The sequence below is a fragment of the Microvirga sesbaniae genome, from assembly GCF_025460805.1.
GTDB lineage: Bacteria > Pseudomonadota > Alphaproteobacteria > Rhizobiales > Beijerinckiaceae > Microvirga > Microvirga sesbaniae.
In genome coordinates, this window is record NZ_JAMXFJ010000026.1 from 35593 (window position 1) to 60337 (window position 24745).

18 protein-coding genes are annotated in these 24745 nt (G+C 61.9%); 6 read left to right on the forward strand and 12 right to left on the reverse strand.

The features are described 5' to 3' along the window. Positions 1 to 248: 248 nt before the first annotated feature. The gene (locus tag OCW50_RS24930; RefSeq protein ID WP_315974471.1) at positions 249 to 554 is read right to left on the reverse strand and encodes a hypothetical protein; all 306 of its coding nucleotides are present in this window, start codon (positions 552 to 554) and stop codon (positions 249 to 251) included. 585 nt (positions 555 to 1139) lie between these two features. Here OCW50_RS24930 and OCW50_RS24935 point away from each other — a divergent pair. Then, positions 1140 to 3236: a M10 family metallopeptidase C-terminal domain-containing protein gene (locus OCW50_RS24935; protein WP_262299381.1), complete on the forward strand. Its 2097-nt coding sequence runs from the start codon at positions 1140 to 1142 to the stop codon at positions 3234 to 3236. A gap of 1279 nt (positions 3237 to 4515) precedes the next feature. Here the strand turns inward: OCW50_RS24935 and OCW50_RS24940 are convergent. Beyond that, positions 4516 to 4707 (reverse strand): ATP-binding protein, encoded by a 192-nt coding sequence (locus OCW50_RS24940; protein WP_315974474.1) that lies wholly within the window; start codon positions 4705 to 4707, stop codon positions 4516 to 4518. Positions 4708 to 5238: 531 nt separating this feature from the next. Between OCW50_RS24940 and OCW50_RS24945 the strand changes: the two genes are divergently transcribed. Continuing rightward, positions 5239 to 6402: a TAXI family TRAP transporter solute-binding subunit gene (locus OCW50_RS24945; protein ID WP_262299382.1), complete on the forward strand. Its 1164-nt coding sequence runs from the start codon at positions 5239 to 5241 to the stop codon at positions 6400 to 6402. A gap of 45 nt (positions 6403 to 6447) precedes the next feature. Further along, positions 6448 to 6858, forward strand: coding sequence for a DUF5602 domain-containing protein (locus OCW50_RS24950; protein WP_262299383.1), 411 nt, complete (start codon positions 6448 to 6450; stop codon positions 6856 to 6858). Between the two features lie 2240 nt (positions 6859 to 9098). On the opposite strand, the gene hydA is transcribed toward OCW50_RS24950, so the two are convergent. The 6 genes from hydA to OCW50_RS24980 form a co-directional block, all read right to left on the reverse strand. Beyond that, a complete protein-coding gene (hydA, locus tag OCW50_RS24955) occupies positions 9099 to 10517 on the reverse strand; it encodes a dihydropyrimidinase (RefSeq protein ID WP_262299384.1) in 1419 nt (472 codons plus the stop codon). An 11-nt stretch (positions 10518 to 10528) separates the two neighbouring features. Beyond that, positions 10529 to 11743: a cysteine desulfurase-like protein gene (locus tag OCW50_RS24960; protein WP_262299385.1), complete on the reverse strand. Its 1215-nt coding sequence runs from the start codon at positions 11741 to 11743 to the stop codon at positions 10529 to 10531. Positions 11744 to 11751: 8 nt separating this feature from the next. Next, entirely contained in the window at positions 11752 to 12270 is a 519-nt protein-coding gene (locus OCW50_RS24965) for an ureidoglycolate lyase (RefSeq protein ID WP_262299386.1), read from the reverse strand. A gap of 12 nt (positions 12271 to 12282) precedes the next feature. Then, complete coding sequence (locus OCW50_RS24970; protein WP_315974472.1) at positions 12283 to 13017, reverse strand: amino acid ABC transporter ATP-binding protein; 735 nt, start codon at positions 13015 to 13017, stop codon at positions 12283 to 12285. Continuing rightward, complete coding sequence (locus tag OCW50_RS24975) at positions 13014 to 13685, reverse strand: amino acid ABC transporter permease (RefSeq protein ID WP_262299403.1); 672 nt, start codon at positions 13683 to 13685, stop codon at positions 13014 to 13016. Before OCW50_RS24975 ends, OCW50_RS24970 begins: the two co-directional genes overlap by 4 nt. A 75-nt stretch (positions 13686 to 13760) precedes the next feature. After that, positions 13761 to 14564 (reverse strand): transporter substrate-binding domain-containing protein, encoded by an 804-nt coding sequence (locus OCW50_RS24980; RefSeq protein ID WP_262299387.1) that lies wholly within the window; start codon positions 14562 to 14564, stop codon positions 13761 to 13763. Between the two features lie 279 nt (positions 14565 to 14843). Here OCW50_RS24980 and OCW50_RS24985 point away from each other — a divergent pair, with 279 nt between their 5' ends. The 3 genes from OCW50_RS24985 to OCW50_RS24995 all read left to right on the forward strand — a co-directional run bounded on the left by OCW50_RS24985 (position 14844) and on the right by OCW50_RS24995 (position 17684). Next, entirely contained in the window at positions 14844 to 15551 is a 708-nt protein-coding gene (locus OCW50_RS24985; protein ID WP_262299388.1) for a FadR/GntR family transcriptional regulator, read from the forward strand. 275 nt (positions 15552 to 15826) lie between these two features. After that, entirely contained in the window at positions 15827 to 16237 is a 411-nt protein-coding gene (locus OCW50_RS24990) for a VOC family protein (protein WP_262299389.1), read from the forward strand. A gap of 1003 nt (positions 16238 to 17240) precedes the next feature. Beyond that, positions 17241 to 17684: an Lrp/AsnC family transcriptional regulator gene (locus OCW50_RS24995; RefSeq protein ID WP_262272241.1), complete on the forward strand. Its 444-nt coding sequence runs from the start codon at positions 17241 to 17243 to the stop codon at positions 17682 to 17684. A gap of 31 nt (positions 17685 to 17715) precedes the next feature. Here OCW50_RS24995 and OCW50_RS25000 read toward each other — a convergent pair whose 3' ends face one another. The 4 genes from OCW50_RS25000 to OCW50_RS25015 form a co-directional block, all read right to left on the reverse strand. Beyond that, positions 17716 to 20772, reverse strand: coding sequence for an aminotransferase class III-fold pyridoxal phosphate-dependent enzyme (locus OCW50_RS25000; RefSeq protein WP_262299390.1), 3057 nt, complete (start codon positions 20770 to 20772; stop codon positions 17716 to 17718). A gap of 641 nt (positions 20773 to 21413) precedes the next feature. After that, positions 21414 to 22580, reverse strand: coding sequence for an N-acetylneuraminate epimerase (locus OCW50_RS25005; protein WP_262299391.1), 1167 nt, complete (start codon positions 22578 to 22580; stop codon positions 21414 to 21416). A gap of 182 nt (positions 22581 to 22762) precedes the next feature. Continuing rightward, positions 22763 to 23731, reverse strand: a complete 969-nt coding sequence (locus OCW50_RS25010; protein ID WP_262299392.1) for an ABC transporter ATP-binding protein — start codon at positions 23729 to 23731, stop codon at positions 22763 to 22765. Between the two features lie 2 nt (positions 23732 to 23733). Next, a complete protein-coding gene (locus tag OCW50_RS25015; RefSeq protein ID WP_262299393.1) occupies positions 23734 to 24744 on the reverse strand; it encodes an ABC transporter ATP-binding protein in 1011 nt (336 codons plus the stop codon). Between the last annotated feature and the right edge of the window lies 1 nt (position 24745).

Genomic DNA, 24745 nt, shown 5'->3' on the forward strand with positions numbered 1-24745 from the left:
CCCGCACACGCACCCGTGGTGCCGATCACGTGGCGGACATGCGCCAAACCCGCGGGCGGGGTGCGGATGATCCGGCCTCTGTGCGAGACGACAAGGGTGGCCGCGTCGCTCGGGACAAGCGGATTGAGCCGGGAGACGACCGTCGCGTAATTGGTCAGTAAGAACCGGGAACTCAGGATCGGCTGCGGGGTGATTTAGCCCCGCGGCGCCTTGGAGAACCAAAGGCATATGCGGAACGGGTTGGTCTCCTAGAGGGTCCCCATCATGAACTCCAGGGTGGAGTGGACAGCCGAGGTCGCGGCAAAGGCATAGAAGAGATAAAAGCCGTTGAACCGCACCCCTGTGCGTGCGGCCAGGCTGTCAAAGCCAGGTGGGCTTGCTTCCGGGGAGCAGAGAGATTGTTCAAATGCCCAGTGCTCGGAGTCAATGAATCGGGGAACTGGGTGATCCTCCGGGACGGCACAGACGATTTCAGGAAGACATTTGTTCCTGAACAAGTTGTAGGCACAAATTTCACCGTGACGTGCTGGCTCGGGTTGCTGAACGAAGCTCATGCAATATCCTCCCAAGGCTAACACCATCTTGCTCTTGGTTCATGGCGCTCTGATGAAACTAGTACCGCATTCAGTGACAGGTTCGCACCTCACCTTACGGATAGCTTGACCATACTCAAAGCTGAGGTTGCACCGTCCTGGCGGCGCGGTTAAACGGCACTATCAAATGACCTGGACCGCTCGATGGACTCTCTCGCGGATCTCGTTGGGTTGTCCGGGAATTCGCCTGTTCGCGGCCTCTGGGGATGGCTGCACCTCTTGGCCCGTCTGTGTCAAGTGATGCCTTCTGGCTGCCTCTTGGCCTCGGCCATTCGAAAAACCGGGACTTTACGTTGAATGATGAGGGCTGCTGGATCGGGCGAGACACTCTCTGGACAAACCAGACAAACAGCTAGTTCTCAAGGATCACTGGCTCCTACCGACAGCGATTGCGACAAATTGCAGCGCCAGCATCAGTCACATTTGCACTCTTCATGAATAAAGCTAAGGAAAATAGATCTATCCCGTGCGGTTTGACGAAGCCGGCAAAACCAGCGCTGATCGGCCGGACGGCAAGAACAATCAAGAACAAGGACGTACTGGGCTATGCCTGCTGTCACTTCCGTTAACATTAGTGGCGACAACTCTATCGATGGCCTCCTCGGCGAGTTGAAATGGGCCGCCAACAGCTTCACCTACAGCTTCCCGACAGCCAGCTCCTATTACGGCACCGGTTATGGCGACGGAGAGACTTCCACAAACTTCGGCGCCCTCAACACCATGCAGCAGTCGACCGTACGTGCTGCACTCTCGATGTACGCGTCGGTCGCGAACCTCACCTTCACACAGATCAGCGAGACCTCAACCCGGCACGCCGATCTGCGGTTTGCCATGTCCGATTTGCCCAATACGGCCTGGGGCTACTTCCCGGCCACGTCGGGCGAGGGCGGTGACGCTTGGTTTAACAAGTCCAGTGGCTCGTATAGCAATCCCATGAAGGGCAATTACGCTTACCTGACCTTCCTGCACGAGATTGGGCATACGCTCGGCTTGGAGCACCCTCATGAAAGCGGTATGCCGGTGGACCTAGACTCCATCGAGTATACGGTCATGAGCTATGCCTCCTTCATCGGAGCATCGACCGGCACCGGCTACGTCAACGAGACCTGGGGTTTTGCTCAGTCGCTGATGATGTATGACATCTCCGCCGTGCAGCAGCTCTACGGTGCCAACTACACCACCAACAGTGCGGCCACGGTCTATTCCTGGAGTGCGACGACCGGCGAGATGTTCATCGACGGTATCGGCCAGGGGCCCCCTGGGGGCAACCGGATCTTGCTAACCGTCTGGGATGGTGGCGGCACCGATACGTATGATTTCTCGAGCTATAGTGCCAACCTTAAGGTCGATCTGCGTCCGGGGAACTGGACGACCACCTCTACGACCCAGCTGGCCGGGCTGCGCTATGACGGTTCGAAGCTCGCGGCTGGCAGCATCGCCAATGCCTTGCTCTATCAGGGCGATACCCGCTCGCTGATTGAGAATGCCGTTGGCGGCTCAGGCTCGGACACGATCATCGGCAACCAAGCGGCGAACGCGCTCAGCGGCAATGCCGGAGGCGACACGCTCACTGGCGGTCAGGGGAATGACCTGCTGGACGGAGGGAGCGGCACGGACACCGCTGTATTCACCGGAGATCGTTCCGACTACGCCATCAGCTGGCATTCCGACGGTTCAATTGAGATCACAGACCTTCGCTCCGGAGCACCGGACGGCAATGACCTTGTCTCGAATATTGAATGGTACCGTTTCGCGGACAGGTTATATGAACTGGCGGAGTTTGCGCCGTCATCAGGTGATCAAACGCTCACTGCAATCGATCAAACACCCGTAGACACGCCGAGCAGTCCCGTCGTCCCTGACCCATTGGTCTCTGATCCGGAGGTAACACTTACCCGCAGGGCAGATCCCATCCCGGTCAACCTGACCCTATCCGGTACCAGCAGCAACGATAAGCTCGTCGGAGGTGTTGGCGATGACACCCTTTATGGTGGAGCTGGCAGTGATGTTCTGATCGGTGGCGCCGGCCGCGACTATCTCAATGGCGGCAATGGCATCGACTCCGCCAGCTATGCCAATGCCTCTGCGGCTGTCGTAGCCAATCTGACATCACCTGCGGCTAACCAAGGAGAGGCCGAAGGCGACCGCTTCTCCAGTGTTGAGGGCCTCATCGGCAGCGCTTATGCAGACAATCTGGTCGGCAATAGCGTGGCCAACACCATCAAAGGTGGGACAGGCAACGACGGGCTCTCTGGCCAAGGCGGTAGCGATGTTCTTTCCGGTGGGAGCGGGGACGATATTCTGATCGGCGGCTCTGGCAGGGATGTGCTGTATGGCGGCAGCGGGGCGGACACGTTTGTATTCACCTCAACCGGTCAATCCCGCGGGTCTTCCATCGACACGATCAAGGACTTCATTCGCAGAAGCGACCATATTGATCTGCGCAGCATTGATGCCAACGCCAAGGTCGCCGGCAATCAGGCCTTCAGCTTCATCGGCAGATCGGAGTTTACTGGAAAATCCGGTCAACTAAAGTTCGTCAACGGTGTCGTGTCAGGTGACGTGAATGGCGATAAGGTTGCTGACTTCCAGATCAAAGTGACAAACCTCACGAGCTTAAGCAAAGGCGATTTCTACCTCTGACCGGTGTGGCTCAGGCGCATGCATGACGAAGGCAATTCACCTTTCCAAAAGGCCAGCACAAGGCTGATTTAAATCAGGAAGCGAAACTTTGGGCAGCAACTCGCCGTCCTTAATCCGCTCAAAGCCTGCCAAGGCATGTAGAAGGCTCAAGTCGAGGAGGCCAGCGAGGACCATGGCTGAACCGGGACCATCATAGCGACAAGCGCCTTTTTTGACTATGCCGGAACTAGTGCTAAGGCATGAGCACTTGGCGGAATTGCTCGCGGCAAGACCGAGAGGCTGACGGAAGCAGGACCTTACCCCAGAGGCGATACGAGACTACTACCTTTGCTCACGAGTGGCCGGTTGCGGATCAATCCTTCCCTAAGGTCAAATACCGCGCAGGGACAGGGTTCCACCATTTTCTGGAGGCATCATCTGGGAGGGACGAGGCCAATGCGAACCGGGTATGTGCCAACTGTCGTTGTCGCGTTAGTGCTCGGGTGGACCGCGCCGGATCCAACTCAGCCTGACCTTGGTCTTTCTGCACTGGCTCGGATCAAGACCGACGCTCACAAGAGGGTGGTTAAGCATTCTCGAACTGTACCGAAAGCAGCGGTACAAAAACGGATGGCAAGCCGAGTTATCAGCAAGCCTTCCGCTCCATCCCTGAGGGTAGCCTCGGCAGGCCAGCAACCTCCATCGTCCCCCTCTCCCTTGGACCTGCCCGTACCGCCAAGCCCATCTAACATGGCGCCCTCGCCCCCTGAACCCCAAGTTCCGACCCCCGACGATCAGATGGAAAAGCTCAGGGTCGGTCTTGAGAAACTTGCACGATCATACCCGCCTCCAGAGGCCCATAGAGAGAGGCTCAGATTGGGTTTGGAACGACTTGCCAAGGCCATGAATGACGGCGGAAGCTAAAACTGCTTCGATGCCGCCTGCCAGGAGCAACTGCGCCATCCTTGAGCAGAACCCGGGCATGTCAAGCGGCCCAATTACAGCAGCGTAGGGTAGCATCAGTCCGCTTGGCAGGCGCACTGTGCTGCAGCCAGAAAAATGAGGCGTTGAGATCCTCTTGGCGTAACCACTGTTCTCGATCGCAGTGTCCCACCCGCTAGGTGCGCTGTTAACCTGTGCAGTACGCTCTCCCTGCGCGGATCGTGCTCGATGGTAGTCAACTCGATCACGAGGCAATCCCGTCCTGTGATAGGAAAATTTGGAACCGGCCTGGTCGAGACGCTTCTGCAAGCTCCTCATCCTTCCCTGTCCTCAAAGTGATGTAGAAGGTTGTCCCCTGTCATGCTATCGAGTCCGCCCAGATCTTACCGCCATGGGCCTCGATGATGGTCCGGCCGATGGAGAGGCCTATCCCCACGCCGGTTCGCTTTGTGGTCGTAAATGGGGTGAACAATCTCTCCAGAGTATCTGGGGCAATGTCAGTGTCCTTGATAGAGACCCGTGTCTGGAGTGCGCCCTTTGGAGTAGGCAGCGATCATACCGCGAGATTGACCGTCTCCCGAGCGTGCTGATCCTCAAACTGCTTCGGGCTCAGGTAGCCAAGGGCCGAGTGGAGCCTGCGGCTGTTACAGAACTCCTCGATAAACGCTATCAGATCAAACCAGCATGATGGCAGAGCTGAGAACATGGGCGAACGCTATGGCTGAATCGAGCAGGAAGAGAGGCCAGCAACGCCGCCATCCGGCCTCTCTCCGCCAAGTCCTGAACACCAAGGGGACCGCCACATCTCCCAGGTGCGAAACGATAGCCAGCTTTGGCGGTCCTAGCATCAGGACGATTGCCCTACCTCAAGGGCACGGGCCGGAGGTGCGCCGCCTGGCGCAGTGCAGAGCGTCGCCTCCAAGCTCAAGTCTATGATTTGTCGTGAGCAAAAGCACCATCACCGACAACCCGTATTCCGTCACCCATTGGGCTAACTCTTGGGTGTAGGCGCAAGCCGACAATAGCTTGTGCTAAGGTCTCCATCCGCCAACGGTTCAGGTGCTACGCGCAGGAGGCCAACATGGTTCCCGGTGGTGGATCCCCGATCTGGACAGGCGCCCTGGCTGCGGCGCTTCTCATACTGGCGGAATTGCTCCCGTCACCGGCCACGGCGCAGACGCCAGCCTCGGCACCGTCCGTCAAACAGACCGCACCAGCCCGGGACCCGAATACCGTCGGGATTGTCGCGGGAAGCTCTGAAGGTGGGGTCCTCCCGCTTGTCAGCGAGATTGCGAGGGTCCTCACAGGTGGGCAGAAGACCGGCCCCAACGGTGAGTTGGCTCTGCGGGTTCTTCCGATTGTCGGCCGCGGCGGCGTTCATGACATACGCGATGTCCTGGCGCTTCCCGGCGTGGACATGACGATCGCCAACGAGCGCCTGCTCACGCGCCTGCAGGAGACTCAAGAGCTTGGGGACCTGAGAAGCAAGCTGGTTTACATCGCCAAGCTGTTCAACGAAGAGCTTCACCTGATCGCACGTGAGGACATCCGGCAGGTCTCGGATCTTATCGACAAGCCGGTCAATCTTGGCGATGATGGCGGAAGCAGCGCGGACATCGCGCGTGATCTCTTGAGCGCGCTCCGCGTTCCAGTCTCGGAGGTCTACCTGGGCCTGGATGAGGCTGTTGCAGAGATGCGGCAGGGTCGAGTTGCAGCAACGCTCTTTCTGGCTCCGAAGCCCGCAGCGATCGTTGAGCGCCTCACGCGCGATGGCGGATTTCACCTTGTTCAGGTTCCTTTCCCGGCCGAGGCAACGCCCTACCTCCCTGCTGTCTTCACGCATGAAGACTATCCAAGCCTCATTCCCGCCGGCGAGAGGCTCGAAACCGTGGCCTTAGGAGCAGCGCTCATAGCCTATAACTGGCCGGAGAAGAGCGCTCGCTACCAGCTGCTGGGCAATTTTACCGAAGCCTTCTTGTCCCGCGTCTCTGCGTTCCAGGCCCCACTACGCCATCCCAAGTGGCGGGAGGTGAATCTTGCGGCCGTCCTGCCGGACTGGAGGCGGTTCAAGCCCGCCGAGCAGTGGCTGCAGACGGTGCAGGCCCAGAAAGCCGGCGTCCGTTCCACAGGGTCGGTATCGCGATCCGGCAAGCCTGAACACAGAGCAACCGAGGACGCGAAGACCGACACAGAGCGGTTGTTTGACGAGTTCCTGCGATGGCGGGAGCAGCGAGGACAACACTGACGAGGTCGGCTCCTGTGGGTGTTCTGAGGCTGAAGGACGTTCACCATGAGAAAGCTGTTCGCTGCCGCAAGCCTGCTGCTGATCTGGACGAGTTCGGCCGTCGAAGCTCAGACCTCTCTGAAACCTCCTCCGCCTCGCGGCTTCAAGCGCGTCAGCGATCTCGTGAAGATCCCCCGCGTTCTGCCTGGACTAGGCATTCTCTACGTCCGCCCCGAGACGCTGCCGGCTGGCCCCTTCCTCGCCTATGACCGCCAAGGACGAAGGGTGAGCACCATCTACATGATTCCAGTCGAGGATGTGGCAAACCGAAAGAAGTTCGATCTGGCGGGCTTTGCAGGCCGAAACGATCATGTCTCCATGTACTTCAACGAGGGCCATCCTGGCGTCGAGATGCCCCACTACCACGTCGTGATCTGGCACGTGAACAAGGCGGGTGAGAAGCGGGTCGCAAAATAAAACCGCGATATGATGGAAAGTTGTTGCGGGCGAACACTGCCAGCGGGCCGGCCGGCAGAGGGGGCTATGGCCGTCGTGCAACTTGATGAGTGGTGCGGGACGCGGGCATCGTCATAGAGCAGTCCCGATGATTGAAACCTCCGGGATACCCGACCTGCGAGCCGGTGGCTGCCGTGGAATAAAGGGCGGGCTCACGCGTCTTCATTGAACGGCCTCATGCGGACACTTCTGACCAACCCGCACGAGGTGAGCTCCATGCGCCTTGAGTTGGGAGACAAGAGCGATGGCTTCAATGGAATGCATCACGGGGCCCATTCACGGGCTTCGGCTGCCGCGTCAGGCCTGGGCAGGGCTCTGCAAGCACGGCATCACCACCCTTGATCAACTCGAAGCGATGGCTGACCGCCTCAAGCGGCTTGAGCACATCGGCCCCAAGACCGCCCGGGTGGTTCGAAAGGAGCTTGCCCGTCTTGCGGTTCTTCCTGCACAAGCTTCGTCCCATCAGAGCACCGGCCCATCTTGAAGCCAGCCGGATTGTCCAGAGCTTCAGGTTGTGCATCCCATTGCAAGACGCCGAAGAGAGGCGCTGATCTGTCTCATTCTGACCTCAGGGAAATCAGTGCGCTGTCTTCTCGATCGAGGCCCTGGTGCGGGGCGTGAAACCGGTCCCCGCTTCCCGTCAGATGTGGTACAATAATGACGGTGATAGGGAGGCGAGGATGCGGTCGATCCGCCTCGGGTCTTGTCTCATGGCACCGCCCCATCGAGCGGCCATCGTCGAGGGCTTCCAGACCGCCAGCCTCTATACGGCTGTGATCCTTGCTCATCTGCTTTCAGTTCCAGCCGGAGCCCAGACTCGAGATCCGCAACAGGCTGCTTGGGACGACTTTGTGGCGGCTCGAATGCTGGGGACGAAATGCCCCTCCTGGCAAATTGATCTGGCCGAAGCTCGGACGCGGTTTGCACGGCTCAACCTTCAGCCGGCGGACTGGCAGGACGGGGGGCGCCATGCCAGTTTCTTCGACGAACGCCTGTCATATTACGGCAGTCTCGTCTCGCGGCTGTCTGAGGCCCGGGCCTGTGCGGCGGCCGAGGAAGCGTTCGGACCCGTAGGGCGGGTTAGGAGCGGGTGGATGAAACGCCAGTGATGGAGCGAGGCGTTATCCCTGCCTAGGATTGAACAGCATAAGAGACCTGGGGTCTTGCATGACCTTCATTCCATCACCGCTGGCAATTCATGGCCATGAGCTTGAGGAGTTTCCGCACCTGTGGGCTGCGAGAAAGGTCAGGGGCTGCATGCATTGCTTGGGCGATTGCGGCACCAAAGCAGCGGGCGCAAAATCAATCCTCGATACAACATTTGTGGCTGGTCGCCGCCCCGATCCGGCCTGCAGGTCGATCGGAAGGCGGAGTTCATCGCGACCTTCTCCAAGGACGGCTACGAGGGCCAGGACATCATGGTTCAAACCCGGGTCGCCGGCAGCGGTGCGGCTGGCTTTGTGGGCAACGTGCTCGTTGGCGGCCTCGTGGGCATGGGCGTCGATGCTGCGACCGGGGCCACCCTGGAGCATTATCCGAATCCGGTTGTCGCGAGCCTCGCCCCCTGGCCGTATCCGCGAAGCACCGCGGGCGAAAGCCCGCACCTCCTCGCGGGACCGTCAAGGAGGCGGCTCCGCCGACCTCCTAGGCCATCTATCCCAAAAGTGGAATCCACTTTTGGGATCGGATCCGATGCTCCACTCTTGTCTGGCGCATCATGCGGACCCAAAGGGCCGCCTCAGCGGGAGCGGCTCGAGCCCCATATTCTTCTGCATGGCTGGCCGACCGGCTGGTTCGAGCGCGTTGGGGCCGTCAACCGCTATCGCGGCGATCCTATCGTTTGCCATTGCTTCTCGGCCATAGAGCCGAAAGCTGTCGCGCCAGGGAGAGCCCTCGGCCATCTCCCCTTCGGGCTGATCAACCCTGGCGCAAGCGATCTGCACGAGACCGTGTCTTATTCTCGAGCCTGGTTCGGAGCGTCATAGAGTTCCGGTGATCGTGGGGCTCATCCCATTCGCACCGAGCCTGCTCCTCGGCAGCGGAAACTCCGTCCAGGACGCTTGGTAATGACGCTTCGTAATGACGCTTGGCAATGATGCCCGGCAATGTCGGCCCCGATCACCGTGGGCTGATGCGAGCCTGCGGGCCGGGGCCCCCGTCTATTGGCTTTCGCATCAGGACGGCGGATTTCGGCCCGGCTCTCAGGTGCCGGCCGGCGCTGCATAGGCCGATACGTCCCGCGCGAGGATGCGGCCGGCTCCCTTGGCGCCGACGATCCGTCCGTCTTCGGCGACGATGTGGCCCCGCAGCAGCGTCATCACCGGCCAGCCGGTGACCTCGAACCCCTCCCAGGGTGTATAATCGGCACCGTGGTGGAGGATCTCCTGGCGGATGACCTCGCGCCGGTTTGGATCCCAGAGCACGATATCCGCGTCGAATCCGACGCCGATGGAACCCTTGCGCGGATAAAGGCCGTAGATCTTCGCGTGGTTCGTGGCGGTCAGTTCCACGAAGCGGTTGAGGGAGATCCGTCCCTTGGAAACCCCCTCCGAGAACAGAATGGGCAGCCGTGTCTCAACACCCGGGATGCCGTTCGGCACCCAGCGGAAGGAGCTCCTGCCGTTCGGGTGGAGCTTGCCGGACGGACTATCGTATCGGAATGGGCAATGATCCGACGAGAAGGTCTGGAACACGCCGCTGCGCAATCCCTCCCAGATGGCCGCCTGGCTCTCCTCGTCCCGCGGCGGAGGCGAGCAGACGTATTTCGCCCCGCTCATGTCCATGTCCGGGCCTTGCAGGTCCTCGGCGGTGAGCGTGATGTATTGCGGGCAGGTCTCGGCATAGATTTTGAGGCCGCGGGACTGTGCCCAGCGGATCTGCTCCATCGCTTCGCGACCGGACACATGCACGATCATGATCGGCACATCGACGAGCTCCGCATGGCTGATCGCCCGATGCGTGGCCTCCCGCTCCACGATCTCCGGGCGGGAAACAGCATGGTAATAGGGAGCGGTACGGCCCTCGCGCTCGAGACGCTCGGTCATGTAGCGGATCGCGTCATACCCCTCCGCGTGCACCATCACGAGGGCGCGCTCCCGACGCGCCACCTCGAACACGTCGAGAAGCTCGCGATCCTTCAGCACGAGATCATCGTAGGTCATGAAAACCTTGAACGACGTGTAGCCGTCCTTGAGCAGCGCGGGAAGCTCCTGCCCCAGGACCTCGGGCGTCGGATCCGAGACGATCAGGTGGAAGGCCGTGTCGACGTAGCACTCGTTTTCGGCTTTCCTCCTGTAGTCCTCGACGCAGGCGCGCAGGGACGCGCCCCGTTGCTGGAGCGCGAAGGGAAGGACCGTCGTGTTGCCGCCCGCCGCGGCCGACGCCGTGGCGGAGGCGAAGTCATCCGCCATCACCACACCGGGACCTGACGGTTGAGCGATGTGAACATGGCTATCGATGCCTCCCGGCAGCACGAGGAGACCGGACGCATCGATTTCCCGCTGGGCGCGAAGATTTTCACCGAGCGCAACGATGCGCTCGCCTCTGACGCCCACGTCGCAACGGATCGTGTCGGATGCGGTGACGACGGTGCCGCCTTTGATCGCGAGATCGAGTTCCATCGCCATCCTCCTCAGGTGAGTGACCGGTCGAGGCTTCCGATCAGCCGGTCGACCTCCTCGGGGGTATTGTAGTGCACCATGGAGACGCGGACCACGCCATTCCCTTCGGCAAGGCCCAGGTGTTCGATCAGACGGCGGGAGTGGAAGTCCCCGAAGCGGATGCCGATCCTGTCGGCATCGACGGAACGGACGATCTCGGCCGAGTCGCGCCCGTCCACCTTGAAGGCGATGGTCGGCACGCGGCGATCCGTAGCGCTGTCGCGGCGCCCGACAATGCGCACGTCGTTGCGGTCCCTCAAGTAGGCGAGCAGCTTTTCTCCCAGAAGGGTCTCGTGCGCGGCGATCTTGTCGAAGGCGCGGTCGATGGCGGCCCGGTCGCCGGTGCCGCCGCCGAGGGAATCGACGTAGTCCACGATGCCGGCGGAACCCCAGGCGAGTTCGTAATTGGTATTGCCCGGCTCAAGCTTCATCGGCACCTTCTCGCGACCGTAGAAGTAGTGATAGAGCCCGTCGAGCTCGAGCAGCCTCTCGTACTTGCCGTACATGACGGCGAAGTGCGGGCCGTAGGTCTTGTAGAAGCTGAAGATATAGTAATCGACATCGAGATCGATCACGTTCACGGCCCGGTGGGGCGCATAGGCAACGGCGTCGACGACGATTTCGGCGCCACGCTCGTGCACGCGGCGCGCGATCTCCTTGACCGGGTTGATGGTGCCCAGAATATTCGAGGCATGGGTCACGGCCACGAGCTTGGTCCGCTCGGTCATCAGGCGATCGAGTTCATTCAGGTCGATCTCGTAGCTGTCGCGGTCGATGGACCATTCCTTGATGACGATGCCGCGCTTCTCCAGGGAGCGCCACGGGCCGATATTCGACTCGTGGTCGAAATTCGTGACGACGATCTCGTCACCCGCCTTGAGGCGCCCTTCCATGGCGCGTGACAGAAACTGGGCCAGGACAGTGGTCGAAGGGCCGAGGACGATCTCCTCGGGTCGTTCCGCGCCGAGCAGACGCGCGATCTTGGTGCGGGCCTCCATGAGCCGATTCGTGGCCCGTTGCGAGTGCTCGTAGCTGGCGCCGGTCTGCACGCTGGTGGTCAGGAGATAGTCCGAGATGCGTTCGGCGACATTGCGCAGGACAAGGGAGCCGCCAGCATTGTCGAAATAGGCGAAGCCATCCGCCAGGGCGGGAAACTGGGAGCGGACGAAGGCGAGGTCAAGAGACATGGATGCACCTATTCTGCGGACGATTGGATCGAGCCGACGACAAGCGGCTCCTGGAGGTGGTGGAAAACGCAATCTTCAGGGGAGCGGCTTTCCCACATGAACATGAGAAGATCGCCGTCTGGGCCGATCGCCGCGATCGGAGCGTGCCAGAGGTTGCGGGCGTAGTTGACGCCTTCGCTCCGATGGCCGACGAAGGCTTCGGCGCGATCGAGATCGGGCAGCCCGGTCTGATCCTCCGGAGCGACAACGATCAGGAACCGCTCGACGGAAAGAGCCACGAATGTCTGCGAGGACAGTGGGTGCCGTTCGAAGGTCGAGAGCCGCATCGGCAGCGGCCCGCCGCTGGCCCGGTAGACGGCAAGCACGGGCCGTCCATCGGGGGATGCGTGGTCGAAGCGCGTGTCGGTATCGAAGCGCAGGGCCCGCCCGTCATTGACCAGCCGGCTGCGGTCCGGGTCGAAGGACAGCACGTCGCCGAAAGGGCTGAAGGCCGACGGCGTCAAGCGTTTTGGGAACAGGGTCTGCACGGATGTCTCAGCCTAGTGTGACAGGACGGCCTGAAGGAAGCTTCCGAGGCGCGGATCGCGTGGCGCATTGAAGATCTCGTCGGGGGGCCCCTCCTCGATGATTCGACCCCCGTCCATGAAGACGACCCGGTCGGCGACTCGGCGTGCAAAGCCCATCTCGTGCGTCACGACGACCATGGTGACCCCGGTCTTGGCGAGTTGCTGCATCACGTCCAAGACCTCGCCCACCATCTCCGGATCCAGGGCGGAGGTCGGCTCGTCGAAGAGCAGGACCTTCGGCTCCATGGCCAGAGCCCTGGCTATTCCGACACGTTGCTGCTGCCCACCTGAGAGTTGCGCCGGATATTTTTCCACGTGACCCTCGAGACCCACGCGGGTCAGCAGGCGCCGAGCGCGCTCCTCGGCCGAAGCCCACGACAGTCCGCGCACCCGGACGGGTCCGAGCGCGACGTTGCGAAGAACGGTCATATGCGGAAAGAGGTTGAAGCTCTGGAACACCATTCCCACCTCGGTGAGCACGGTGCTCTTGCGGCCGCGGCCGACCTCCGCCCCGTCGACGATGATCTCGCCGCTGTTGTGCTCCTCGAGTTGGTTGATGCAGCGGATCAGCGTGGACTTGCCCGACCCGGACGGACCGATGACGACGACGATCTCGCCTTCCTTCACCTGGAGGTTGACGCCATGCAGCGCCTTGAACAGACCGAACGACTTGACGACGTTCCTCATCTCGATAATCGGGCGCGTCATCGTCCCCTCACCGCAAGCCGCTTCTCGAAAACCCCCACGAGCCGCACGAGCGGCATCAGGAGCAGAATGTAGATCACGGCCGCGCTGATGAGAGGCGTCGGGTTCGCCGCCAGCGCCTGGGCCTGCGTTGCCTGTTTGAGCAGGTCCGGCATCGCCACCACGGACGCGAGCGCGGTGTCCTTCATCACGTTGATGGAGTTGGACGTGATCGGTGGAATCACGATTCGAAGCGCCTGCGGCAGCACCACGTCGCTCATGCGCCGCCAGGGGCTGAGACCCAAGGCGCGGGCAGCTTCGAACTGACCCGTCGGCACGGCCTCGATGCCGGCCCGGACGATCTCGGCGGAATAGGCGGCGGAGACGAGGCTCAGGGCGGAGGCCGCAGCCCCAAAGGGGGAAAGCCGCAGCCCGACGAATGGCAGCGCATAGTAGATGACGACGAGCAGGACCAGGATTGGGATGGAGCGGAAGACGTCGATATACGCGATGGCGATCTGCCTGAGAGGTGAGCCGGCATAGAGTCGCAGCAGCGCGAGGACCAGGCCGCCGACGAAGCCCAGGACGATGGCTGTCACGCCCAAAGTCAGCGTCGTGGTCAGACCCGACAGCAGGAGCGGTAGCGTTTGAACGAAAACCTTCCAGTTCAGGAAGGTGTCGAAGATGGACATGACGGGCAGCACCTCGATGTTCGTGACCATGCCGAGCGCCCGGCGCGGAGGCCGGACGCTCGGGGAGAGTTGCCGTCAGAGCTTGGGCATCTCCATGACCTTGACGGTTGCCGAATCCGGCTCGGCCTTGGCGCCGAACCACTGCTCGTGTATCTTCGCCAGGGTTCCGTCCTGCTTCATCTTCGTGATCTCGGCATTGACCTTTTCCGCCAGCGGGCTGCTCTTCGCGAACATCATCGAATACTGCTCGCCCGTCGGGATGCGCTCCACCACCTGATAGATCGGCTTGTCCTTGATGTAATACTGGACGGCCGGGATGTCGCTGACATAGCCGTCGATGCGGCCCGCCGCGAGGTCGAGCATGGCGGGAGCCAAGCCCTCATAGCGGCGGATGTCCGAGAATTTGTACTTCTGCTGGTTCTGCGTCGACCACATGTCGCCGGTCGAACCCGTATCGACCGCGGCCACCTTGGTCGCCATCCCTTCCAGGTTCTTGATGCCGGAATTGGCTCGCACCGCCAGCGACTGGTCGCTGTCGTAATAGGGCTGGGCGAACGAGACCGACTCGAGGCGCTTCTTGGTGATGGTGATCGAGGATACGGCGGCGTCGACCTGACCCGACTGCACCGCAGCAAACAATCCGTTGAACGGGATGTTCACGAACGACACGTTCATGTTCAGGCGCTTGCCGACTTCTTTGGCAAGGTCGATTTCGAAACCGACGATCTCGCCTTTCTCGTTCTGGAACTCCCACGGAACGTTGCCGACGTTCGCTCCGACCTTCATGTCGGCCCCAGAGGCCATCGTCCCTGCCGACATGACGAACACGGCCGTTAAACCTGCGACGAATGTGCCGCGCCGGGTGAATTTCGCTGACATCTGGTCCTCCATCTTGCACGCCGGCTCCATGGCCGGCGACCGATTCTCTGCTGCCATCTGGTAACCGGCTCCTCAGACGCTTGCGTCGGCCGGACGTATTGGCCAAACTGGTCTTACCAATCTGACCAGTTGATCGTGCAGCCATCCTGGCGCATGGTCAAGGCCAATCCGGAATCCGAGGCGATTAAAATGCGGTCCAGGGATGATCAAAAATGAGGCTCATGGGCTCAGCCCGACGCAGCATGAGCTTTCCATGCGAGACCGAGAAGGGGGTGGCCGATGACGAGTGATGCAGTGAGTCTGTCCGAGTTGGAGCTCGCCGACCGCACGCCTGTGCCACGCGGCATCGTCGATCAGATCCAGCGCCTGATCCTGAAGGGCGGCCTCAAGGCCGGCCAGCGGCTTCCTTCTCAGCGGGAGCTGGCGGAGCAGCTGGGCGTCAGCCGTCCGTCCGTGCGGGAGGCCCTGACCGTGCTGGAGACCATGGGTCTCGTGACCGTACGGGCGGGCAGCGGAGTCTTCGTCGCAAAAGCCGATGCCCGCCGGCCGCTGTGGCGCTACTCGGATCGCTGCACGCCGGCCGACGTTTACGAGGCACGCCTGGGGCTGGAAGGCTACGCTGCGAGGCTCGCAGCCGCGCGCATCGACAAACCCGCCGAGGAGCGCCTGAGACGGTGCACCGATGCGATGCGAACCGCCTTCGAGGCGGGCGACGTGATCAGTCTCGCCGTCAACGACACCGAATTCCACGACCTGATCTTTGAGCTCTCCGGAAACCCGGTTCTCGCCGCCATGTATCGGCCGGTCCGCGAAATGCTCGTCGAAAGTCAGCGCCTTCCGATGGCGCAATTCGATCGGCTGAATGAAACCGTGTCTGAGCACGAGGCCATTCTGGAGGGGATCGCCAGCCAAGATCCTGACGCGGCGGAATTGGCCATGCAAAGCCATATCCGCTCGGCGGCAGGCCGGTTCGGCGTCTCGCTCTGAGGAGAGGTTTTCCTCCCGGGTCCGGCACGGAGGTCCACCGCCGATCCATGCTCCGGAAAGCCGCATTCTGGGTAAGGTTCTGAAGAGCCTCTGCCCTCCGCGACGATCGGCGTCAGCCGGAAGCGGGGCTCACCCCAAGGGAGGGGTTCTTTGGGAGGGGTTCTTTCGATCCCTCCCAAGGCGCATTGCCGGGCGCAACAAGACCCGCCATAGTGTCCGGATGCGCTCAAGCCGTTGCTCACGGTGAGCCGACGGAGGCCAGCCAGGAGAGGATCATGGAGATTACCGACCTCCATCATGTGGCTCTCCCCTGTTCGGACCTGGAACGCTCCCGTCGTTTCTACCGGGAGATCCTCGGCCTGACCGAGATCCCGCGGCCCGCCCTGCCGGTGGCCGGGGCGTGGTTCCGGGTCGGCGTCAGCCAAGAGCTGCATCTGGTTGTCGGGGATGCTCAGGCAACATTCCGGGCTTCCAAAGGAATGGATGCCAACGACATCCACTTCGCCCTTCGGGTCGCCAGCTACAGGCAGGCCCTGGAGGCGCTCAAAGCCCAAGGCTACCGCGAGGGCACGAGCCCAGATGATCCGATGGGCATCAGAACCTCGATGCGGGTCGGATACCCGCAGATCTATCTTCTCGACCCTGACCGCAACATCATCGAGATCAACGCCGCAAGGGCCGATTGATGGGCCGCGAGCCAGACAGCCCAGGCGGCGACATCAAGCCTGTGATCTCCATCACAGATGCTGGATGGAGCCCATCGTAAGCTCCTCACGTGTCGAAGAGGAGCCATCCATGAAAGCTGATATCGGGACATTGACCCGCGTTGCCATCGCACTCTCTGCAAGTCTCGCTGTTCTTGCCGTACACGACGCAGCCGCAGCCCGTGACCGCGGCTATGATGGCAGCGGCTTCGTGGTTCGCGACCATCGCATGCCGCCTGTCGTGCGCGATCATCGCGCCCCCGTGATCGTCCGAGATCATCGGGAAGAACCCGTGATCAGAGACCATCGCACGTCCCCGATCGTGCGGGATCACCGCGTACCGCGAGAGTCTCAGGGCGGAGTGACGGTCACGTCCTCGGGGAGCAGGCGAGGCGGATCGCCCTGCATTCGCTCGGTGTTCGGCGGCCCATGCTTCGGTCTTTGATGGGGGAGTTGGGGGCAGCGGGCGCGGACGTCGCGCCGCCCCCGTTTCCGATGCACGGTCTTGAAGGGCGCAGCCTGAAGGCCGCGCCCTTTCCGTTCGTTTTGACGGTGAACCTTGCGCCTCGACGCCTTGCGACTCATTTCAGACAGGGAGGCATCACACCCTGCGGGGTCGTTCGCCCGAGTTCTTCCGGCAGCTGTTTCCCTTGATATGACCGCTCCAGCGCTGAATGGTTCAATGGGTCTCCTAGAGCCTCGGACGTGAAAAGTGGACACCACTTTTGGGATTCATCCGAGGCTCCTGGTGCCGGCACCAGAGGCTCGACGCAGGCAAGGAACGCCGCCTGACTCATTCACCGGTTGTTTCCATGCTGTCGGAGATGCAAATGCCATGCGTCCCGCCACCCTCTTGCCTTCGGCCAGCAAGATCTCTCTCATGGCGTCGTTCCGTGCCCTCTCGGCAGCCGTCATCGGCCTAAGCCTCTCAGGTGGCAAGCGGATTGAAAGCCTTTCGTGCGATGACCAGAGCTGGAGCAGCACCATGACAGCACTCGACGAAACCGATCGCCAGATCCTCAAGATCCTGGCGCGCTCCGGTCGCGAGCCCTTGAAACACCTGGCGAGTGCCGTTGGCCTGTCCCGCAGCACCCTGACGGCTCGCCTCCGGCGGCTGGAGAGGGATGGTTTCATTCAAGGCTATTGCGCCATCCTGTCGTCCGGCCTCTCGCCAAGGCCGAACCAAGCCATCCTGCTCGTGAAGCTCGACAAGACGCCCGCCTATGACGTCGTCGACGCCATCCGGCAGATCGACGAGGTCATCCAATGCCGGTCGGTGGCTGGCGACATCGACCTCGTCTTGGATGTCGCCGCTGACGCGGTCGAAACCCTCAACAGGGTTCGGGACCGGATTTCGACCCTGCCCGGGGTCGCCGACGTGCGAACCCACATGGTTCTGGCAACGAACTTCAGAACCGTATTGTCCTGAAACGCTCATCCCTCTTCGCTTCGCCACGCCGCTACACGCGGCAGGGTTCCTCCTTGAGGATGGCAGCGAGCCGGTCCAGGAGATGGGATGCGTCCTCCCGGGTGAAGCAGAGGGGCGGCCTGATCTTCAGAACGTTGTCGTGCGGCCCGTCGGTCCCGATCAGGATGCGATGCTCGCGAAGGCGGTTCACGATATACGAGGCCTGCCTTTGCGCCGGCTCGAGGGTGTCAGGATCCTCGATCAACTCCACGCCGATAAAGAGGCCGGATCCTCGGACATCGCCGATCACCGCGTGTTCGTTCTGAAGCCCGCGCAGCCCATCCAGCATGAACGTACCGACATCCAGGGCCCGAGCCTGAAGGGCCTCCTCGTCGACGACGCGAAGGACCTCGCGGCCGATCACGCAAGCAAGCGTGCTCCCGCCGAAGGTGCTGAAGAACTCCATCCCGTTTGCGAATGAGGCGGCGATCGCCGGGGTCGTGACGACAGCCCCGATGGGATGTCCATTCCCCATGGGCTTGCCCAGGACGACGATGTCCGGCACGACCCCTTGCGTCTCGAAACCCCATTGGTGGGTGCCGATGCGCCCGAGACCGGTTTGCACCTCGTCCGCGATGCACACGCCCCCGACGGACCGGACAGCCGAATACGCATGACGGTAGTAGTCCGGGGGCGGGATGATCTGCCCGCCGACGCTTGGAAAGATTTCACAAATGAACGCCGCGACCCTCCGGCCACGCGCCTGGATCCGTTCGATGGCGGCGCGGACGTGATCGGCATATTTGCGCCCCGCCTCCGGGTCGCTTCCCTTGTACGGACCCCTGTAGGGATCGGCGACGGGCACCACGTCGACCCAGTCCGGCGCTCCCCGTCCTCCCGGACCGTTGAACTTGTAGGGAGAGATGTCGATCGCCGTGTTGGTGTTCCCATGGTAGCCGGCATCCATCACGATCGTGTCGACGGCTCCGGTGTGGGCGCGCGCAAGCCGCAGGGCGAGCTCGTTCGCCTCGCTTCCCGAGTTCACGAAGAAGCAGACGCTCAGCTCATCCGGAAGCCGCGACGTCAGCGCCTCCGCATAGTCAACCTGCGCCGGGTGCAGATACCGCGTGTTGGTATTGAGCAGCCGGTTCTGCCGCTCTGCCGCCGCGACGATCCGCGGGTGGCAGTGACCCACATGCGGGACGTTGTTGTACCCGTCGAGGTAGGTCCGGCCATCCTGGTCGAACAGGAACTGCTTATACCCACGGAGCAAGGTGATCGGCCTGCGATAGGAGAGCTTCAGGTTTTGGGCGAAGCGCTTCCTGCGCTGCGGCAGGACGGTGTCGGTCGCGACGGTGACGGCGGCGGTCTCCTCATCGGCCAGGTTCAGGAGGGCCGCCCCATTGGGGTAGAGCGCCATCCATCCGGCGGCTTCGTCGGGATCGGCGACGCCGGGCCAATCCGCCCCGCGACCCAGGGTGGTCAGGCCGAGCTGGAAATGGACGTGAGGCGTCCAGCCGCCATTCTCCGCCCGGTCACCGATGAGAGCGATGACCTCCCCGGCCACCACCGCCTGTCCGGGCGCGAGACGCGTGATGACGTCCGCCGCCAGGTGACCGTAGAGCGTATAGAACCTGTCGCCGTCCGGCGTCGTGTGCTCCAGGACGGCGACGCCACCATAGTCCAGCGGCGAGGTGCGGAGCTCCACCGCATGCACGATGCCGTCGAGGGGTGCCCGGACCTCGGTGCCGGCATCGATGAACACGTCCACGGCGATGTGGACGGTGCGCCTGTGAGATCCCGCGTAGAGAGCCCTCCGGAACTCAAGCCCGGTATAGATGAGGCGCGGCTCGCCATAGCGGCCGAGGGCGATGTCGGCGCCCCCCATCGCTTCGGCGACCGCGTCGTCCAGGTCGTCGGGATCAAGGTCGAATGGATTGCGCGGGGATGCGGGACCGGCGACGCTCAGGTCGATGACCGGGATCCCATGGAGGGACCGGCCAAACATCGGGGCGAACCGGCCTCTGTGGCTTGCAATCCAGCCCATCACTGCATCGGAACGGGGATGTCCGGCCCGCCCACACGCGCCTCGAAGGCACGAGAGGACCCAGTCGGGCGCGAGGCTGGAATTCGTCTCCAGGAAGGCCCAGGCCGGCTGCTCGGATATCGTGACATACGGGTCGTCCGGCTTCTCCCGCTTGACGATGGCGGAGTTCGTGACGCTCACGGCGAGGCGGGTCAGGACGAGGGGATAGATCAAGGCGAGTTCCTCGTCGCTCAACGGCCGGACGCCGTTATACCCGGCAACGAGCGCCGCAAGGGCAGCAACGGGTCGCTCCTGGCCGAGAACCGCATACGCTCCGGCAATCGCGAGTTCCGCGACCGCCGGAGCGTCGATCATGTCGCCGAAATCGATGATTCCCGAGAGCCGCGGCTCCCCTGTGCTCGCATCCACGAGCATGTTGTAATCGTTGATGTCGTTGTGAATCGCCGTGGTGGGAAGGGCGTTGAGGCGGCCCAGCAGGTCATCGTCGAATGCGGCGACGATCCGCTCGACGATCTCCCGCCTGCCGGCGCCATCGATCAGGCCGGTCGCATCGCGGATCCATCCGGATCGGCGCAGATCCCATTTGATGTCTCGTCCGAGGGCAGGATGGGCGAAGCCCTCGAGGGCCCGATCCATCATCGCCAGGGTGGCGCCGATCTCGCGCAACAGGGAATGGGTCTGCGGGCTCGTTTGCGCATAGACGCGGCCAGGGAGGTTCGTGATGAGCCAGACCAACCGTTCCTTACCGTCCCGATCGGCGGCGGACACGAACCGGGATCCGTCATGGGCCTTCACGACACGGGGCACGACCACCTCCGGGCCATGCTGCGCGATATGGTCGAGCGCTTGGCATTGCACCTCGATGAGGGAGGTTTCGCATCCTGGCCGCATCACCTTCAGGACATGGGTTCTCCCGCCATCCTGGTGAACGGCGAAGTTCAGATCGTATTCCCCGTCCAAGGGAGTGAGAGAGGCCTGGATGCCGTAGTGCTTCAGGAGCACATTTGCCCACCATGTCTGGTCGGCCACCTGGGTTGAACACGTTGGCGATGCTTCCGGCATATCCATTTCCTTCTTCACGGACCCGATCACCGACCTGCCGTTTGCGGGAACAGGGTCGGATCCGAATCCTCGGTCACGCCCCGGTCGAGGTCACCTTAGCCTCATCCAAGGCGGCCGTCGCCCCGCAGGGTTCGGCGATCGGCCGTCACTTTGCTCAACTCGACCGCCATTATGTCTGATGGACGATGCCGGAGACCGGCACGACCGCTCTCCCGGTGTGAATTCTCGAGCTGCCGGCAATCGACGGACATCCCCGGTCGCGGCCGTCGCACCGAGCGGTTCCGGCCTCTACAACATGGCGGGAAATGTCCGGGAGTAGACTAGTGATCCCTTCAAGATCGGCTCCCTGGCCGGCAGGCTCAACGGCGAAATGCCGTCGCGGTCAGGGATCCGGATCGCTGCCTGAATCCGGCTGACCGTTAACCCTGCCGCAAGCAACGTTGGTTTTCGTCTCGCATATGACGTTGAGGACGTTGCTACAGGAACTGAACCGGTCACGAGAGTCGGAGTGCTTGGCTGCCCACCCGCTCGCTCATAGCCTCATAGGTCATGATGGAGCATATAAGAAAAAGCCGGGCTTCGGTCCGGCGAAACCAGCGATCCGACATGGGCATCGGCCCAGTCACGGAGCCGAATGCTGTCTAATCTTCGATCGTGACAGCTTGTCCGTCCCACTTGAGCAAGAATGCGTCGGATCGAGCAGTGCCTCGTTCATCTTCCCCACCAACGATCAACACACCGTCAGGTGTATTGAATGCCGCGCCGTAGGCGAGCCCAATCGGGAGTTGGCCTACTTGGGTCCACACGGCCCCATCCCAGACATAAATTTCTTTGCGCCAGGCCTTGGTCAGTCCCTCATGAGCAAACCAGCTCCCGGTTTCAGCACGGGCGCGAGCCCCTGTGAAGTTCGCGCCGCCCGCCACAAGCACGTTGCCCCCGACGGCGCCAGCATATGGGCCGGCTATCCCTTCCTGGAGGACGTCCGGCGAGGGGGCGGGCAGATCCGGGAGTTGCTCCCATTCGACCTTGTCGCCGGTGATTTTGATCGCTTTGGTATTGGGGGTGCGTAGCCCGGGTTTGATCTCGCCACTGATGATCAGGAAGGCGCCCTCACCCGTCTGTACAAGGCCCGAATCGCAGTTCGGCAGGAACGGATTATCGCCAAGTTCGCTCCAACGACGACCGACGGGATCGAACGCAAGCAATTTGTCGTTCCATCGGTATGCCCTGGGCTGCATGCTCATGTAGGAGCTGACCAGACGCCCGTATTCCTGCGGATTTCTCTCTTTATCGGTAGAGCTCACGTCAGCCAAATACTTGTCGAAGAGATCCTTGTTGTATCCTCCGACAATGGCGATCCTCCCGTCAGGGATACTGAATGCCCTTGCACCTGATAATCCCACCGGGGTCTTTGTATCAACGCTGGCCCATTTGTCAGATGCTGGGTCATATCTGTAGACGGTACTGAAGATGATCGGAGACTTGGCATCTGGGGCTGGCTTGCCATTGCCGCTGAAGACGAAGATCTGTCCGTTCGAGGTCGCGACCGCTGCGCCATTCGTGGCAGGCCCCGGGAAGGCAGAACGGGTGACCCAACCCTTTGCACGATCCTTGAGATCGAGCGAGTAGAAGGCTGTTCCAGCTGAGCCGAGGCCGACATAAATCGTATCGCCGATATGAGCGGAGATCCCGTTCTTCACCCCGGCCGGAAGATCTGGCCAACCAGATCCTGCCGTCGCGACGTTCACGGAGAGACCGATGGCGACGGCGCTGCCGGCCAGCGATCTTGTGAGAGCTTTCGAGGTCATGGGTCTCCCTCCTGGTTTTTCTGTGGCGAAAGTCTGGTGAACTATCTTCTTCCGAAGCAGCTTCCGAAATGGCGGGGGTCTACCCTGCAACAATCCTGCTTGCACTCGGGACGCCCGCGGGAGCGCAGCTCGAGATTGTCTTTATTCCCTCCATGAACCACGCGACCTGATGCAACAATCCGTCATCCGCTGACGTCGTGCCGGATGCAGGCCTTGAAGTGACCAGGGGAGACTTCTTCGAGTGGAGGCACCACCGCGGCACATTGCTGAGCCGCGTGCGGACAACGGGTGCGGAACACACACCCGGAAGGTGGATTAGCCGGGCTGGGGATGTCCCCGGTCAGAATCTGTCGAGTACGGGCCTTGGCGGGATCCGGAGACGGGATCGCCGAGAGCAGAGCCCGCGTATAGGGGTGGCGCGGGTCCGCATAGAGCTTCTCGCTTGGCGCAATCTCCATGATGCGCCCCAGGTACAGAACGATGACCGTATCACAGATGTATTCGACGACCGCCAAGTCGTGCGAGATGAACAGCATCGTCAATCCGAGACGAATCTGCAGATCACGCAGCAGGTTCACGATCTGAGCCTGGATCGAGACGTCGAGCGCCGAAACGGGTTCGTCGGCCACGATCAGCTGGGGTTCGAGCGCCAAGGCTCGAGCGATGCCGATGCGCTGGCGCTGCCCACCTGAGAATTCGTGCGCATAGCGGCCGAAGGCGTCGGCCGGAAGATCAACCGCGGCGAGAGCGGCTTTCGCGCGTTGGATCCGCTCTTGGCGCGTCCCTAGATGCTGGATTTCGAGCCCTTCGGTCAGGATTTGCCCGATGGTCATGCGCGGCGACAGGCTCGCGAATGGATCCTGAAAAATGTACTGCATGCTCTTGCGGTGCCGGCGCATCTGGGCGGCTGAGAGCTTCGTAATGTCGACGCCATTGAAGCGCACCTCACCGGACGTTGGCTCGATCAAGCGCAGCACGGACCGCCCGATTGTGGTTTTGCCGCTGCCTGACTCGCCTACGAGGCCGACAACCCTTCCGCGTGGTACATCAAAGGATACATTCTCGATTGCGCGCACAACGGATCCGCGGGAAAAGCCTGTTGGCTTGAAATGCTTGGTCAAGTCCCTGACCGAGAGCAGCGCCTCCTGCATGTTTAGAACTCCTGCCATCTGATGCAGCGGCTCCTCTGACCAGTGCCGGTATCATACAAGGGTGGAACGTCCGCCCGACATGCTTCGATGGCATAGGGGCAGCGTGGGGCGAACGAGCAGCCGCTCGGAAGCTGGATAAGGCTCGGCACGGAGCCTGCAATCGTCGGTAGCGGCTTACCCTGCCGCTTCAATGCGGTCGCTTCTCCCAGTTTCGGGATCGATCGCATCAGCCCGATCGTGTAGGGATGGCGTGGATGGGCAAACACCTCGGCAACAGTGCCCGTCTCGACGATGCGGCCGGCATACATCACCGCCACCCGGTCGGCGATCTCCGCCACCACGCCCAAGTTATGGGTGACGAACAGGATCCCCATGCCCCGCTCCGCCTGCAGCTTCTGCAGGAGGTCGAGGATCTGGGCTTGGATCGTCACGTCAAGCGCGGTGGTCGGCTCATCGGCAATCAGAAGGACCGGATCACAGGCAAGCGCCATCGCGATGGTGGCACGCTGACGCATGCCGCCTGAGAGCTCGTGCGGAAACTGCCTGGCACGCCGCTCGGGATCGGGGATGCCGACATCGGCCAAAAGTTTGATCGCGGCAGCCGCCGCGTCCTTGTGGCTGAGACCGAGATGGATGCGCATGGGCTCGGCGATCTGTTCGCCGATCGTATAGACCGGGTTGAGGCTCGTCATGGGCTCCTGGAAGACCATGGCGATGTCATTGCCTCGGATCTGCCGCATGCTCTCGGCATCGAGTTGGGTGAGGTCCTGCGTTTGTCCCGCCTTGCCCCGAAACAGGATTGAGCCCTCGGCCACCTGTCCGACACCTTTGGGCAGAAGGCCCATAACCGACAGGCTGGTGACGGACTTGCCCGATCCGGACTCCCCGACCAGTGCCAGGGTTTCGCCTGGCGCAATCGTCAGGTTCACATCCTGTACGGCGGCCACTGGACGGCCGCCGATGCGAAACACCGTCTTGAGGCCGGCGATATCCAGGATCGGGGCGACACGCATG